This is a genomic window from Sulfurimonas sp. NW7, assembly GCF_051132265.1.
Taxonomy (GTDB): Bacteria; Campylobacterota; Campylobacteria; order Campylobacterales; family Sulfurimonadaceae; genus Sulfurimonas; species Sulfurimonas hydrogeniphila.
In genome coordinates this window covers 199,308-212,522 of record NZ_CP093235.1, presented here as the reverse complement: position 1 = coordinate 212,522, position 13,215 = coordinate 199,308, and the positions used below count along the sequence as shown (strand labels likewise).

Below are 13,215 nucleotides of genomic sequence, written 5' to 3'. Positions count from 1 at the left end.
CTCTATCGACTGATATGTTAATTTTCATATATTTATTCTTCATTATCAAGATAATTAAATATGTCATTTAAACATTTAGTATTATTAATATCCAACATCCAGCTGTCATTAGGGATGCTTATTATTTTTTTATTATAATTTATTTTATTATAATTTATTATATTCTCCTGATATATTTTATCAAACTGGTTATTCAATAAATTAAATACGAATGTTTCTCCAAGGTTTATATTTTCTAAATTTTGTTCTATTGATTCAATCAAAATATCCACTTTACTCTCAACAAATTTATTTTTTAATTTTAGTAAAAATTTGTTTCTGATAGTATCATATGGATTTTTTTTATATTTTTTATAAAATAAAATATTTAAACCTCTAATGACTTCAACAAGTGTATAATTTAGAGAATTGTTAATATGCGCTTTTGTACCAATATTCTTTATTTCGGGTTTATTGATAGATTGAAAAAAAATATCAATAATATCTTTTCTTTCTTCTTTTGCTTGATTATAATCTATAATAATTAAATTTTCTTTTCCAAAATATTTACTATATTTTTCTAATACACCAGTTATATTCAAAACACTTGAGCTATATGGCGCAGATATATGGTTTAATAAATAATGGTAACACGACTGTGTATTCCCATGTTTAATCGATTCCTGCCAATTAGATATAATTAAGTCATCAAATTTTCTTTTAAAGAAAATCACTTTCACTTCAACTGTATCATTCATACATAAAGTATTTGCTAAAAATTCAATAGCCTCAATAGATAACATATCAAAGTTTTCAGAAGATATAATTGTTATATCTTCTGTGCTCTTAATAAATATTTTTTGTAAAATATTATTAGCACTATCAAAATCTTTATTAATTAGTTTCTCTGCTAATTGGTGATGTGCAATCAATCCATCTTTGCAAATATCAGCATACCCAACACCCTGAGCTGTTATTTTGTCTCTATTTTCATAAAGCATCTTCTGCAAATACGTTGAGCCAGTCTTGTGCGGTCCAATATGTAAAATCACTTTTCTCATTGATCAGTTTCCTTTATAATAGATATACTTTTTATAATTTTGCAAGAACTTTTAGTTAACTCCAGAAATTTTTGTTGATTCGACAGCAGATAATTTACTCCTATTCCAGCATTTATCCCCGATTTTATATCACTTTCTTTATCACCAACTAAGATAGATTTTGATAAGTCAATATCAAACTCTTTTTGAGCCTCTAAAATCATTCCCGGCTTTGGTTTCCTGCATTCACACTCTCCCGTAAATTCTGGATGATGAGGACAATGATACACTTTAGATATATTAATACCTTCTTTGCTAAACTCTTCTAACATCCATCTGGTAAGTTTATGAAAATCATCTTCACTATAATACCCCCTTGCAATTCCGGCCTGATTTGTAATGACAATGATGATATACCCTTGACTTTGAAAATGCTTGCAAACATCAAATATACCATCAACAAATTCAAAATCTTCTATCTTATAAACATAGTTTTTCTCTACATTTATTACACCATCTCTATCTAAAAAAAGTGCTTTTGTCATATTTGTTGCTCCAGTTCCATCTGAGCTCTGGCATAATCTTCAGGTATTCCTATATCTATGAAATAATCCTCGAAAATTTGTGCTGTTACATGTAAATCTTCAAAGTTGTTTTCCATAAACTCTTCAAACGAAAACTTCACTGCTACATCAAAACTGTCAAATATATCTTTTGTAACCAAATAGATTCCTCCATTGATGTTACCTACTTCTTGAAAGCTTTTTTCTGTGAATTTAGTTACATTACTGTTTTCATCTACTTCAACAGAACCATATCTGTCATAATTATACATTTTTTTTAGTGACAATTGTATTTTGCTTTTATCACTTAAATCCAAAGTCTTCAGATCAACATTGAAAAATGTATCTCCATTTATGATGTAAACTTTTTTAGAATTTACTTTAGATAACGCTTTTTTTATAGCCCCTCCAGTACCTAAAGGTTCATTCTCAACACTGTATATAAGTTCTATACCATCAAAGTTATCACCGAAATATTCTTTAATAATCTCCCATTTATATCCAACAGATAAAATGGCACGACTCACACCATTTTTTTTAAGATATTTTAAAATATACTCCAAGAATGGCACATCTTTAATGGGTGCCATTGGTTTTGGAACATCAGAAACAACACTTTGAAGCCTTGTTCCAAGTCCACCAGCTAAGATGATAGCTTCCACTAGTTAAAACCTTTACCAAATAGCTCTTCTTCTACCACAGCACATATTATGTGACCGAGTAAAATATGAGACTCTTGAATTCTTGGTGTCTCATTTGAAGGAACACATATACAGTAGTCACACAACTCTTTCATTGCACCACCACTTTGACCTGTTAGCCCAACAGTGATGATTCCTTTTTCTTTACATTCTCTAAATGCTTCTATGATATTTTTAGAATTTCCACTTGTTGAAATCCCTATAAAAACATCACCTTTGACACCATTGGCTTGTACTTGTCTTGAAAAAAGCTTTTCATATCCATAGTCATTTCCAATAGCTGTCAATATACTGGTATCTGTAGTAAGTGCTATAGAAGCAAGTCCAGGTCTGTCAAAGTAAAATTTGCTAACAAATTCCCCTGCTATGTGTTGTGCATCAGCAGCACTTCCACCATTTCCTGCTATGAGTGTCTTATTTCCTTTTTTATATGCTTCTATGGTTATTTGAGATACATTTTGTATTAATTCCATAAGCTCTTTATTCTCATAAATAGCCTGTTTTGTTTCATAAGATTTTTTTACTTGGTTTGCTATAAAACCCTGCATTATATTCTCCTCGTATAATTTATTTTATGAGTAAATAGGTTCTTTTATTAAAGTTTTTTGACTTTTTTATCAAGAAATATTACTCTTTTAAGATTGAAGTACTAACTTCAAATCTTGTAACTATCACAGTCTATGACTAAAGGTAAAACAACATTTTTCTCCTTATAGCAGAATATAAAATTTACCAAATTTGATCTACTGACTACATCATTAAGCCAGTTGGTATCTTTAGTTGTTAATCACTTATTACAAGCTGTTGGGGTAGCTGTTATTTTAGCACTTACAACATATAGATTAACGAGGCTGTGAACTCTAACATTAAGTTGTTAGGCAACCAAAGATTACACGACAAGGATTACAAAGATGTATTATGTAGGTATAGATATTGCAAAGAGTTTTCATGTTGTTTCTGTTATCGATGATAATGAAACTAAAGTTATTAACAAACCTTTTAAAATTAACAATGACTTAAAAGGATTTGAGAAACTACTTACTATTTTAGATAGTGTCACTTTAGAGAAAGATGACTTTCTTATTGGTATAGAAGCAACAGGTATTTATGGTGAAAATCTTTTAGAGTTTTTAAAGTCTAAGGGGTATAGTGTTAAACTATTAAATCCATTCCAGACTTCAAGGTATCGAGAGCAAATAACTATGAAAAAAGTTAAAAATGACAACATAGATTCTTTAGTAATAGCACTCTTTTTAAAAGATGGCAAATACTCTTCTGGTTATGTGACTGATGATGAGTATCAAAGTCTTAGAACACTCTATCGTAATCGTGCTTCTATTCAAGCAGATATGAAAGAGGTTAAAAAGAGAATACTAACTCAGATAACGGTTACATTTCCAGAGTTTGAAAGCTTTACAAATCCATTTACAATCAGTGGATTAGCACTGCTTGAGAAATATCCTACTGCACACCACTATAAGCATAGCAGTGTAGATAGAATCATGAAAGTTTTTAGTCATATTCAAGGGAATAACTTTAATAAAGATAAAGCCCTAAGACTACTAGAACTCTCAAGAGAATCTATCTACTCAGGTAAAGCCAAAGATGCACGAGCTATCGCTATTAGAAGCACTATTAGGCTTTTAAAAATGTACCTTAGTGAGTTAGATATTATTGAAGCTGAGATAGTTGCTTTACTGGATAAAAAAGGTATTAACTCTCAAACACTTGATGAACTTCCAACTAAAAATAGTTTAATAGAGAATCTTAAAACTATACCTGGGGTAAGCGATAAGACTATTGCTGCTGTTATTAGTGAGTGTGGAGACCTAACAAGGTTTCCATCCATTCCTAAGTTCATAGGCTACCTTGGGTTATTTCCTACTGAAAACAGTTCTGGTAACTCCAAGAGTGTTGGACATCTTAGTAAAAGAGGCTCATCCTTAGTTAAGCATGCACTTTATCTGAGTGCTACAAGTTGTTTGATACACAACAAACAGATGAAGCAACTCTACGATACTAAACGAAGTCAGGGTAAATCTAAAAAAGAGGGTTTAGTTGCTGTCTCAAGAAAACTTGCAACCATTATCTACTCTATTTTTAAATACAATACACCCTATAATCCAAATCGTGTATTTACAAATTAGTCATAAACAGTGATAAGTTAAAGATCCCAAGTTAGTACTTAAATCATTACTAAATTGTTAACCAAAATAGAAAAACTATATAGTTTATTCTATAGTTTGATTATCAAAATACTCTGTTCAAATTCAACAAAACTGAACTCAAAAAAGAGTATTTAAAAAATCAAACTCTGCAAGAATTTCATCTTGCATCGCTCTTTGAAATAATATTGTTACTATTCTGATGCCTATTTTTTAGTTTCCTTGCTTTTTAAGTTATTCTTTATAAAAAGGCTTTCTTGCATTACAGTCTAACCTGCAAATCAATATTTTTTTCTTGTTTTTCTTTAATATAAAATTCTAGTTTTTCTGAAATATTTTTAATTTCGAAATACTTTAACATTTCATGCTTTTGTAGTTGAGTTTGATAAGCCGAAATTATCCATACTGGAATGGATAATAATTGTCCAAATACAAAAAATTTTACCGCTATTACTTTGAGTGCCAACATAGTTCCGTATCCAATCCAATCATTGCCTTGTAAAAAAGTCAAAATTACAGAATTTGATTTTACTATAGTGATTATGATAACGATAAAACCAAATAAACTAAAAAACATATATAATTTATATGATTTTCTTTTAAACGTTTCTATTGTTTTAGAAAATCTCACGATATCCATTTCTACATCATTTAAAAAATCATCATATTGTTTAATAGCTGATTGATTTCCTATGTATGATAAGATATCATTCTTGACATTTTTTTTCTTTAAATCATTAATCTTATTTCTTATTTTAGAGATGGTTGAATAACTAATAATAGACTCATTAAATACAAAAAGAATTGCAGAAATAATTACAAATATAGTTTGCTCAAAGCTAAGTAATGTTGCCGTCTCTATTTTTAATGAAAAAATAAAAGACAACAAAACAGACAATATTAAAACTCCATAAAGCAAAACTCTAGAGTACTCACTTATCCAGATTTTTTTATCTATAATTTGCTTCATACAATACTATGCTGCAACTTTTTTTATCTGTTCAAAATTACTAATCAAACTATCAGCATCAGATTTATTATTAAAGTTTGCCACTGCTTCAACAACTCCATATTCTAAATCTTTATCACTATACTCATACCTAAATGCATTATTATCATTCACAATATAGTTCACTATCTCTTCAGTTTCCTTGTCTTTAGGAAGTTTTTCCTTGTCAATAAGTATAACACTTACTTGATCTAAAAATTTACTTTTTAATTCATCTAATAAACTATTTTTTTCTTTTGAAGACAAAATTATTTCTAACTTATTATTTGCATCTTTTTTCAAAAAATTAATAAAATTTTCTTTCAGTTGATTATAAAAAAATTCGTTGAAAGAATCTGTCAATATCTTAATGTTTCTATTTGCATCCAAAATAATATTTTCAATCAAAATTTTAGCATGATCTGTACTTGAATTTGCAAATCGAAAATCTTCTTTCTTTTCTCTTGCCTCTTCCACATATCTCTTATACTCTTTCATGAATACTCCTTGTCTTTATTGTATCTAATTTTATTGAACAATTCTCCATCCTTTTGTTCCGTCTTTAACAAATTCAAAATTTATCACTTCACCCTGTTGTTTATTAAGCTCATGAATAAGCTGTAGTTTTTTTGTTGGTTCTACCATAAAAAACATAAAACCACCACCACCAGCACCACTGACTTTTCCACTATAAGCTCCACACTCCATTGCTAAATTATAAACTTTATCTATTTCACTATTAGAAATAGAGTTACTTACTCTTTTTTTAGCTTCCCATGATTTTCCCAATATATCTGAGAACAATCGAATATCCCCTTTTAGCAATGCCTCTTTCATCTTTGTAGCATCCTCTTTTACTTCATGCATTGCCTGTAATGATTTTTCATCAGATAGCAAACTTTTTTTCTCATTTTCTATCTGACTTGCTTCTCTTGTAATGTTTGTAAAATACAAAACTATAGATGCTTCAAGTTCATCTATAATCCAGTTTTTCACTCTAAGTGGGTTTACAATGACTCTTTTGTTCTCATAAAACTCCATAAAGTTAAATCCACCAAAAGTTGCAGCATACTGGTCTTGAGCACCACCTACTATGCCTATATCTTCTCTTTCTATATCAAATGCAAGTCTTGCAATATCATACTCTCCAAGAGGAAGGTTCAGCCACTCTGTAAAAGCTTTAATGATAGCGACCACCAATGTAGAACTACCACCAAGTCCACTACCACTTGGAACATCAGAATATGTAGACATATTAAAACTTAGTGGCTTTTTTACATATTCTTTTACAATTCTATTATACACACCTTTGTACAAGTCCATATTCCCATTTAATGTAAGCGACAATGATGAGTCCAATTCTGTAATCTGATTCATATCACTAGATTCTAAAACTATTTTCCCATCATCCCTTTCTTCTATGGTACAGTGAACATAAAGTGAAATAGTACTGTTTAGGACATATCCTGTATAGATATCACAGTAAGTATTTAGATCTGTTCCTCCACCTGCTAAACCTAATCGTAATGGGGCTTTACTTCGTATTTTCATATTGTTACCTACTTAGTGGTACTCTACCACTTTTTATCTCTTTACGCCAATGATTAAGCAAATCTTCAAACATTTTTTTCGTCGCTATTTCAGGCTTCCAGTCGATAAACTTCTTAATTTTGCTATTATCAAACATTTGGTAATCAGCATCTATTGGTCTAAGCCTATCTGTATCAGTTTTTACTTCTATATCATCTCTTGTACTAAAACTTAAAAGTACATCTATAACTTCTGGAAGCTTGTATGCTTCTTCACCTGCTATATTAAATGCTTCCCCACAAGGAACATTTCCTTTTTCACTTTCAAGAGATAACAAATAGTAAGCTCTTACTGCATCTCTTGCATCTTGAAAAGTTCGTACACTTGAAAGATTTCCAACTTTAATAACAGGTTCTTGTAAACCGGCTTCTATTAAAGCAATTTGCTTAGCAACTGTACTTTCAAAAAACACATCACTTCTTCTTGGACCACTATGTGTACCCATTCTTGTAACATATGTTTTTATTCCATACGCTTCACCATAAAATTGACCAAGGTAGTCTGTTCCAATTTTACTAATACTATATGGACTAGCCCCATGAAATTTAGTATCTTCTGCTAATTTTTCACCAACTTTAGCTCTACCATAAACTTCACTAGATGAACAAACATGCACTACTGGATCATAATCTTGATTCTCTTTTAATTGTCTTATGTTTTCTAGTAAATTAGCCGTACCTATAATATTTGTTTGAAGTGTTTCAATAGGTATATTAAACGATGTTTTTGGAAAAGATTGTGCTGCTAAATGAAAAATCACATCAGGCTTAATATCATTTAACATTCTAGACATTGCTGCATAATCATTTAAATCCGTATAATAGACACTCACTCTGTCTTTATTGTTTATTCGTTCTGTTAAATTATATATATTATCCATAGGTTCTTGCCATCGCATCATTCCTATAACTTCATAATCAGTATTTTCCAGTAGAAAATCTGCCATTTGTGAACCAACCTGTCCTGTAAAACCTGTAATCAATGCTTTTTTTGCCATGTTTATTCTCCTTGCTCTATAATTTGTTTGATTGCATTTTCAATTTTTGTTGGTTTACGACCAATTAATCTATGAAAATACTTAGAAGTTATATTTATATCTTTAGGTCTAGCTTCCCAAAACTCCTCTTGCGGAGTTATTAGTTCATACTTTAAAGAACCACTCATACATTCATTAAAAAAGTCTGCTATATTTTTTCTAGAGATATCTTCTTCTCCACATATATTAAATTTTTGATTTGAAAAACTATCCCATTTTTTTGTTATTTGCTCTATCGCTTCAAGAACATCTTCTATATATACAACCTTTCTTGTAAATGGGTGAAAAACCTCTGCAACTTCATTTTTTCTTATACAGCTACTTAAGTAAGAAAGATACTTATCTTCTTTGGACAATACATAAGAAAGTCTAAAGACTTTAAAGTTTTTCTCTTTTTCAAAAAACTTTTCAATTTCATCTTTCATTTTCGCATAGTTACCAAAAGGGTTAGTAGCTGAATCTTCATCCACTGCTTTTTCAGTGTTGCCATATATAACATCACTTGAAAAAAACAAAACTTTTGCACCTCTACTTAGTGCTTCACTGATAAAGTATTTTGTTCCTATAACATTTATTTTATAGGCATATTCATAGTTATTATTACACTCATCTGGAGATGAAATTGCAGCTAAAAATATTATACTCGTGTCTGCAGTAATCATAGAATAATCAAATTCCTCACTGTTTAATAGATTCAAATAAACGCTTTCTTTATCATCCTTGCATGAAGTAGTAACAGAGCATTGAGTATTTCTTTCTTGCAATTTCTGTGCTATAAAACCATTTTTTCCAATAATTAATTTTTTATACATCATTATCCTTCTGAAATATATTTTGCATCAGTTCTTTTACTGATTCACTACTAAAATATTTTTTTGCGTATTTGATTTGTTCATCTCTTACCTTTGAACATTTTTCATTATCTGAATATATAGAAAGAACTGTTTTTGCAAATTTTTCAGGAGAGTCCTCAACAAACAAAATGTTTTCATTTTCAACAATTCCTTCTGCCCCTATACTAGTTGTTACAGTAGGGATGGCATGGCAAACTGCTTCAATAATTTTCCCTTTAACACCAGCACCAAAGGTTAATGGAGCAACAACTAATTTAATTTGATTGTATAAGTTTTCTAACTCAATATCTTCAACAAATCCTTTTATAATAATATTTTCATCTTCCATTGCTTTTATTTCATCTGGCACATTTGAACCGACAATAATAAACTTTATGTTTGAATTAGTTTTAATGATAATAGGCCATATATTTTGAAGGAACCATTTTACCCCTTCAACATTAGGAGTATGTGTAAATCCTCCAACAAATAAAATGTTCTTTCTTTGAGCAAAATCATTATTTTTACTTAAAGGGAATTTTTCTTTATAAATAAAAGTTGGTATAACCCTAATATTCCAATTAGGAAATCTTTTTTCAAAATATTCTTTTTCATATTCACTAATTGTCAGTACACAGTCTGATTTTTCAAATAATGACACTTCCTTTTCTTCCATATCTTTAATTTGATTTAAAAGACTTTTATCTTTTGAAATTTCATATTCTCTTTGCATCCTTAAAAAATGGAAATCTGTTCCATTGTAAAAAACTTTAGCAGAAGTATTTTTTTTGATTTTATCAATATATTTAATAGCAATATGCGGTCGTAATAAATACACAAAATCAAAATATTGTCCATTGGTTTTTAACCATTCATCAAAATGATGATAGTAATATCCTCCGTACAGTATTTCAATTCCGGCATTCTCAAGTATAGAAGTATATGGTTCATGTTTATAAAAATTATCTCCAACAAATGTTATATTATATCCTAATTCTTTTAATAAAAATAGATATTGCCACATTGTTCGTGAACCTGCATCTTTATCGTAGAAAGGAACATAATGATCAATAATCAAAATATGCTTTTTGTCCTTACTTCTATCCCTCGCTAAAAAAACATCTTGAGCATTTGGAAAATGTTCTTTTTCTAAAACATCTTTCCATTTTTCAAAAAATTTCTCGTTGTTAACTACTTGATATTTTTTGATTCCCGTGCTTGTATCTGTTCCATTGGAAATACCTTCAAAATGCACTACAATTGATTTTGGTTGCAGAACAACTTTATAGCCATGCTTACGAACTTCAAATGCCAAGTCAGAGTCTTCATAGTAAGCAGGGACATATCTTTCATCAAAGCCACCTATCTCATTCCACAGTTCTTTTCGTATCATTATTGCAGCACCGGAGATGTAGTCAACTTCTTTTACATAGTTATACTCTGGTTTTTCAGGATCATCAAGTCGACCAAAGTTCCATCCACTTGCATCATTCCAGATTATGCCTCCAGCCTCTTGCTGCCTTCCATCAGCATACACAAGTTTGGATCCAACCATTCCAATCGTTTTATCTTTTTCTATCGTTTCAAGTAATGTTGAAAGCCAATCTTTTTGAACATTTGTATCATTGTTTAAAAAAAAGACATATTCGCCTTTGGCTTGTTTTGCTGCATTATTACAATTGAGTAAAAAGCCAAGATTTTTCTTATTTCTTACAACATTTATATTTTTAACAAAATGTTTGATATTGATCGTGGCATCATTTGATACATCATCAGCGATAATGATTTCGTAAGCAATACCTTCCGTATGTTCTAAAATACTTTTGAGACAGTTATAAGTATAATCAAACTGATTATATACAGGTATAACTATAGAAACCTTTGGATTCTTAACTGTTGGAAACTCTAAAACCTCATCCACATGTGCCGCTTGCATTAAATCTAACTCTATTTTAGAAGATTCGGTTTTTATATAATATCCCATTCGTTCTAATACATAAGCATAATTACCTTGTTTTATATGGTGTAAAACTCTGTGAAAAGAATATTTATCAGTAACTTTATACAATTTAAATGGATGCAGCAAACTGTTTTTCATAATCATCGCTAACTCTTTTATACTATAATATTTTGACAAGAGTTTCCATCCATTGGAACTAAGAATTTGATGATAAATATTGGAGATTCCTTCTAACTCTTTAATTCTATCATTTAAACCAAACGCCCACTGATTTTTTTCTTCAACTTCATCTTGAAGTTCTACTATTCTTGACATCCTTTCACTTAAACTCTTTTCTAGTTCACTGATTGTTTCTAGATAGTTCTGCTCTTGTTCCTCTTTGCTTTGAACATCCTCTTGCAGTTTGCTTACAGACTCTTTTGTCTCACTCAAACTCTTTTCTAGTTCACTGATTGTTTCTAGATAGTTCTGCTCTTGTTCCTCTTTGCTTTGAACATCCTCTTGCAGTTTGCTTACAGACTCTTTTGTCTCACTCAAACTCTTTTCTAGTTCACTGATTGTTTCTAGATAGTTCTGCTCTTGTTCCTCTTTGCTTTGAACATCCTCTTGCAGTTTGCTTACAGACTCTTTTGTCTCACTCAAACTTTTTTCTAGTTCACTGATTGTTTCTAGATAGTTCTGCTCTTGTTCCTCTTTGCTTTGAACATCCTCTTGCAGTTTGCTTACAGACTCTTTTGTCTCACTCAAACTTTTTTCTAGTTCACTGATTGTTTTATTTAAGCTAAACGCCCACTGATTTTTTTCTTCAACTTCATCTTGAAGCTCTATTACTCGGTTTTTTATCAACTTTAGTGTATTATTAAGAATAAAGCCACTACTCAAATATCCATCTTCAATCTCTTTGTCACTACACACTGCGACAATGTATTTACCATTTATATTCAAATCAGATATTGTATTGATATCCAAATCTTTTGACTTTGCCTGATATATTAAATTAACGATTTCATCATTTTGATAGTAAAAACTTATATTTTTAAAATAAGTATTTAAAAAATTAAAAAATTCATTATGATAAAACTCTTTAATATGGTACTCATTTTTATAATTATTTATATCACTATATAAATATTTATCGGGAGTAGATATTACCAAACAGCCATCATCTTTCAATGTTCTTTTTATCTCTTTTAGAAAATCATGTTGTTTTTTTTCATCAATGTGTTCAATAGTTTCATACGAAATAATAATGTCAAAAAAATGATCTTTAAAAGGTAATTTCTCAACAGAAGACTGTATATATTCCACTTTTTCATTGGTTTGATATTTATTTTTTGCGAAATTGATTGATTCTTCACTAATATCAATTCCATAAGCTTTAGAAGCCGTTTGTGCTAAAATGGCTGTTCCATAGCCAGCACCACATGCAGCATCTAATATAGTTTTATTTTCAACTTGTTTTGAAATTGCAGTATAACGATTTATATGTTCATATACAATTTCATCATCTGAACCTTCAAAAAAATCAGGTATAAATCTCTCTCCAGTAAATTTCATTTCTTATCTTTCCTATTGTTATTTTTCACCACAAACCAAGGATTGAGTAGATTCTCTTTATTATAAACCATCGGTTTTTCTTCTTCTTTAGCGTATGTCATCTTTCCACTCTCACGCACTATGGCATCAGCTGCAGCCGTATCCCACTCCATAGTAGGAGCGAGTCTTGGATAGATGTCTGCCTCACCAACTGCAACCATACAGAGCTTTAGTGAGCTTCCTCGTGAGATCTGTTCTATCTCCTCGGTATCAAGCTTATCTATAAACTCCTGTGTCTCTTTTGAGAGGTGTGATTTGCTTGCTACGACAGTGAGCTTTTTCTCTGGGTTTGTATTTGTTTTGAGTGGGAGCTTTTGATTGTTTTTATATGCTCCATTGCCTTTTTTGGCTTTATACATCTCATCTATTGCAGGAGCATACACTACACCAAGTACAGGTGTATCTTTATGAATAAGGGCTATGTTTACAGTAAACTCCCCGTTTTTCTTTATAAACTCTTTTGTGCCGTCTATTGGGTCTATACACCAGTAGTATTTCCACTCTTTTCTCTCTTTGTAAGGTACTTCTTTGTTTTCTTCTGAGAGCATAGGTATCTCTGGATAGAGTTCAAACAATGCTTTGCATATAATTTCATTTGCTTTTGTGTCAGCTTCTGTGAGTGGTGAGTCATCCTCTTTGTACTCTACTGAAAAATCTTTTCTATATATCTTCATAATGGCATCACCTGCTTCTTTAGCAATGGCAACAATTTCTTCTAAGTTTATATTGTTTAATGTATTCATATTTTTCTATGAGATTCCCAG

12 protein-coding genes are annotated in these 13,215 nt (G+C 30.4%); 1 reads left to right on the top strand and 11 read right to left on the bottom strand.

Annotated features, from left to right (window positions below; translation table 11 throughout):
* Window positions 1-32: 32 nt before the first annotated feature.
* The 4 genes from MLC35_RS01050 to gmhA2 are packed head-to-tail and all read right to left on the bottom strand — an operon-like array spanning window position 33 to window position 2,831.
* A complete protein-coding gene (locus MLC35_RS01050; RefSeq protein ID WP_434637400.1) occupies window positions 33-1,040 on the bottom strand; it encodes a hypothetical protein in 1,008 nt (335 codons plus the stop codon).
* Window positions 1,037-1,564, bottom strand: coding sequence for a D-glycero-beta-D-manno-heptose 1,7-bisphosphate 7-phosphatase (gene gmhB / locus MLC35_RS01045; protein ID WP_434637398.1), 528 nt, complete (start codon window positions 1,562-1,564; stop codon window positions 1,037-1,039). The genes MLC35_RS01050 and gmhB overlap by 4 nt, the downstream gene beginning before the upstream one ends.
* The gene (gene hddC, locus MLC35_RS01040) at window positions 1,561-2,244 is read right to left on the bottom strand and encodes a D-glycero-D-manno-heptose 1-phosphate guanosyltransferase (protein ID WP_434637396.1); all 684 of its coding nucleotides are present in this window, start codon (window positions 2,242-2,244) and stop codon (window positions 1,561-1,563) included. The genes gmhB and hddC overlap by 4 nt, the downstream gene beginning before the upstream one ends.
* Window positions 2,244-2,831: a D-sedoheptulose 7-phosphate isomerase gene (gmhA2, locus tag MLC35_RS01035; RefSeq protein ID WP_434637394.1), complete on the bottom strand. Its 588-nt coding sequence runs from the start codon at window positions 2,829-2,831 to the stop codon at window positions 2,244-2,246. The genes hddC and gmhA2 overlap by 1 nt, the downstream gene beginning before the upstream one ends.
* Window positions 2,832-3,194: 363 nt before the next feature.
* Here gmhA2 and MLC35_RS01030 point away from each other — a divergent pair, with 363 nt between their 5' ends.
* Window positions 3,195-4,430: an IS110 family transposase gene (locus MLC35_RS01030; RefSeq protein WP_434636480.1), complete on the top strand. Its 1,236-nt coding sequence runs from the start codon at window positions 3,195-3,197 to the stop codon at window positions 4,428-4,430.
* Window positions 4,431-4,710: 280 nt separating this feature from the next.
* Here the strand turns inward: MLC35_RS01030 and MLC35_RS01025 are convergent, their stop codons facing one another.
* From MLC35_RS01025 to cysQ, 7 genes are read right to left on the bottom strand one after another with little or no spacing between them, the layout of a single operon-like run.
* Complete coding sequence (locus MLC35_RS01025; protein WP_434637392.1) at window positions 4,711-5,418, bottom strand: hypothetical protein; 708 nt, start codon at window positions 5,416-5,418, stop codon at window positions 4,711-4,713.
* 6 nt (window positions 5,419-5,424) lie between these two features.
* Entirely contained in the window at window positions 5,425-5,934 is a 510-nt protein-coding gene (locus MLC35_RS01020; RefSeq protein ID WP_434637390.1) for a hypothetical protein, read from the bottom strand.
* Window positions 5,935-5,964: 30 nt separating this feature from the next.
* On the bottom strand, window positions 5,965-6,987 hold the full coding sequence (gene hddA, locus MLC35_RS01015) for a D-glycero-D-manno-heptose 7-phosphate kinase (RefSeq protein WP_434637388.1): 1,023 nt from the start codon (window positions 6,985-6,987) through the stop codon (window positions 5,965-5,967).
* Between the two features lie 4 nt (window positions 6,988-6,991).
* Window positions 6,992-8,023, bottom strand: a complete 1,032-nt coding sequence (locus MLC35_RS01010; RefSeq protein ID WP_434637386.1) for a GDP-mannose 4,6-dehydratase — start codon at window positions 8,021-8,023, stop codon at window positions 6,992-6,994.
* Between the two features lie 2 nt (window positions 8,024-8,025).
* Window positions 8,026-8,874 (bottom strand): NAD-dependent epimerase/dehydratase family protein, encoded by an 849-nt coding sequence (locus tag MLC35_RS01005; protein ID WP_434637384.1) that lies wholly within the window; start codon window positions 8,872-8,874, stop codon window positions 8,026-8,028.
* Window positions 8,867-12,412 carry a glycosyltransferase gene (locus MLC35_RS01000; RefSeq protein WP_434637382.1) on the bottom strand — a complete coding sequence of 1,182 codons (3,546 nt, stop codon included), beginning with the start codon at window positions 12,410-12,412 and terminating at the stop codon, window positions 8,867-8,869. Before MLC35_RS01000 ends, MLC35_RS01005 begins: the two co-directional genes overlap by 8 nt.
* Window positions 12,409-13,194 carry a 3'(2'),5'-bisphosphate nucleotidase CysQ gene (cysQ, locus tag MLC35_RS00995; protein WP_434637380.1) on the bottom strand — a complete coding sequence of 262 codons (786 nt, stop codon included), beginning with the start codon at window positions 13,192-13,194 and terminating at the stop codon, window positions 12,409-12,411. The genes MLC35_RS01000 and cysQ overlap by 4 nt, the downstream gene beginning before the upstream one ends.
* Between the last annotated feature and the right edge of the window lie 21 nt (window positions 13,195-13,215).

Excerpts from the sequence above, each read along its gene's own strand:
- MLC35_RS01050 (WP_434637400.1), bottom strand. The coding sequence starts at position 1,040 with ATGAGAAAAGTGATTTTACATATTGGACCGCACAAGACTGGCTCAACG.
- gmhB (WP_434637398.1), bottom strand. The coding sequence starts at position 1,564 with ATGACAAAAGCACTTTTTTTAGATAGAGATGGTGTAATAAATGTAGAG.
- gmhA2 (WP_434637394.1), bottom strand. The coding sequence starts at position 2,831 with ATGCAGGGTTTTATAGCAAACCAAGTAAAAAAATCTTATGAAACAAAA.
- MLC35_RS01030 (WP_434636480.1), top strand. The coding sequence starts at position 3,195 with ATGTATTATGTAGGTATAGATATTGCAAAGAGTTTTCATGTTGTTTCT.
- MLC35_RS01025 (WP_434637392.1), bottom strand. The coding sequence starts at position 5,418 with ATGAAGCAAATTATAGATAAAAAAATCTGGATAAGTGAGTACTCTAGA.
- MLC35_RS01020 (WP_434637390.1), bottom strand. The coding sequence starts at position 5,934 with ATGAAAGAGTATAAGAGATATGTGGAAGAGGCAAGAGAAAAGAAAGAA.
- hddA (WP_434637388.1), bottom strand. The coding sequence starts at position 6,987 with ATGAAAATACGAAGTAAAGCCCCATTACGATTAGGTTTAGCAGGTGGA.
- MLC35_RS01010 (WP_434637386.1), bottom strand. The coding sequence starts at position 8,023 with ATGGCAAAAAAAGCATTGATTACAGGTTTTACAGGACAGGTTGGTTCA.
- MLC35_RS01005 (WP_434637384.1), bottom strand. The coding sequence starts at position 8,874 with ATGTATAAAAAATTAATTATTGGAAAAAATGGTTTTATAGCACAGAAA.
- MLC35_RS01000 (WP_434637382.1), bottom strand. The coding sequence starts at position 12,412 with ATGAAATTTACTGGAGAGAGATTTATACCTGATTTTTTTGAAGGTTCA.
- cysQ (WP_434637380.1), bottom strand. The coding sequence starts at position 13,194 with ATGAATACATTAAACAATATAAACTTAGAAGAAATTGTTGCCATTGCT.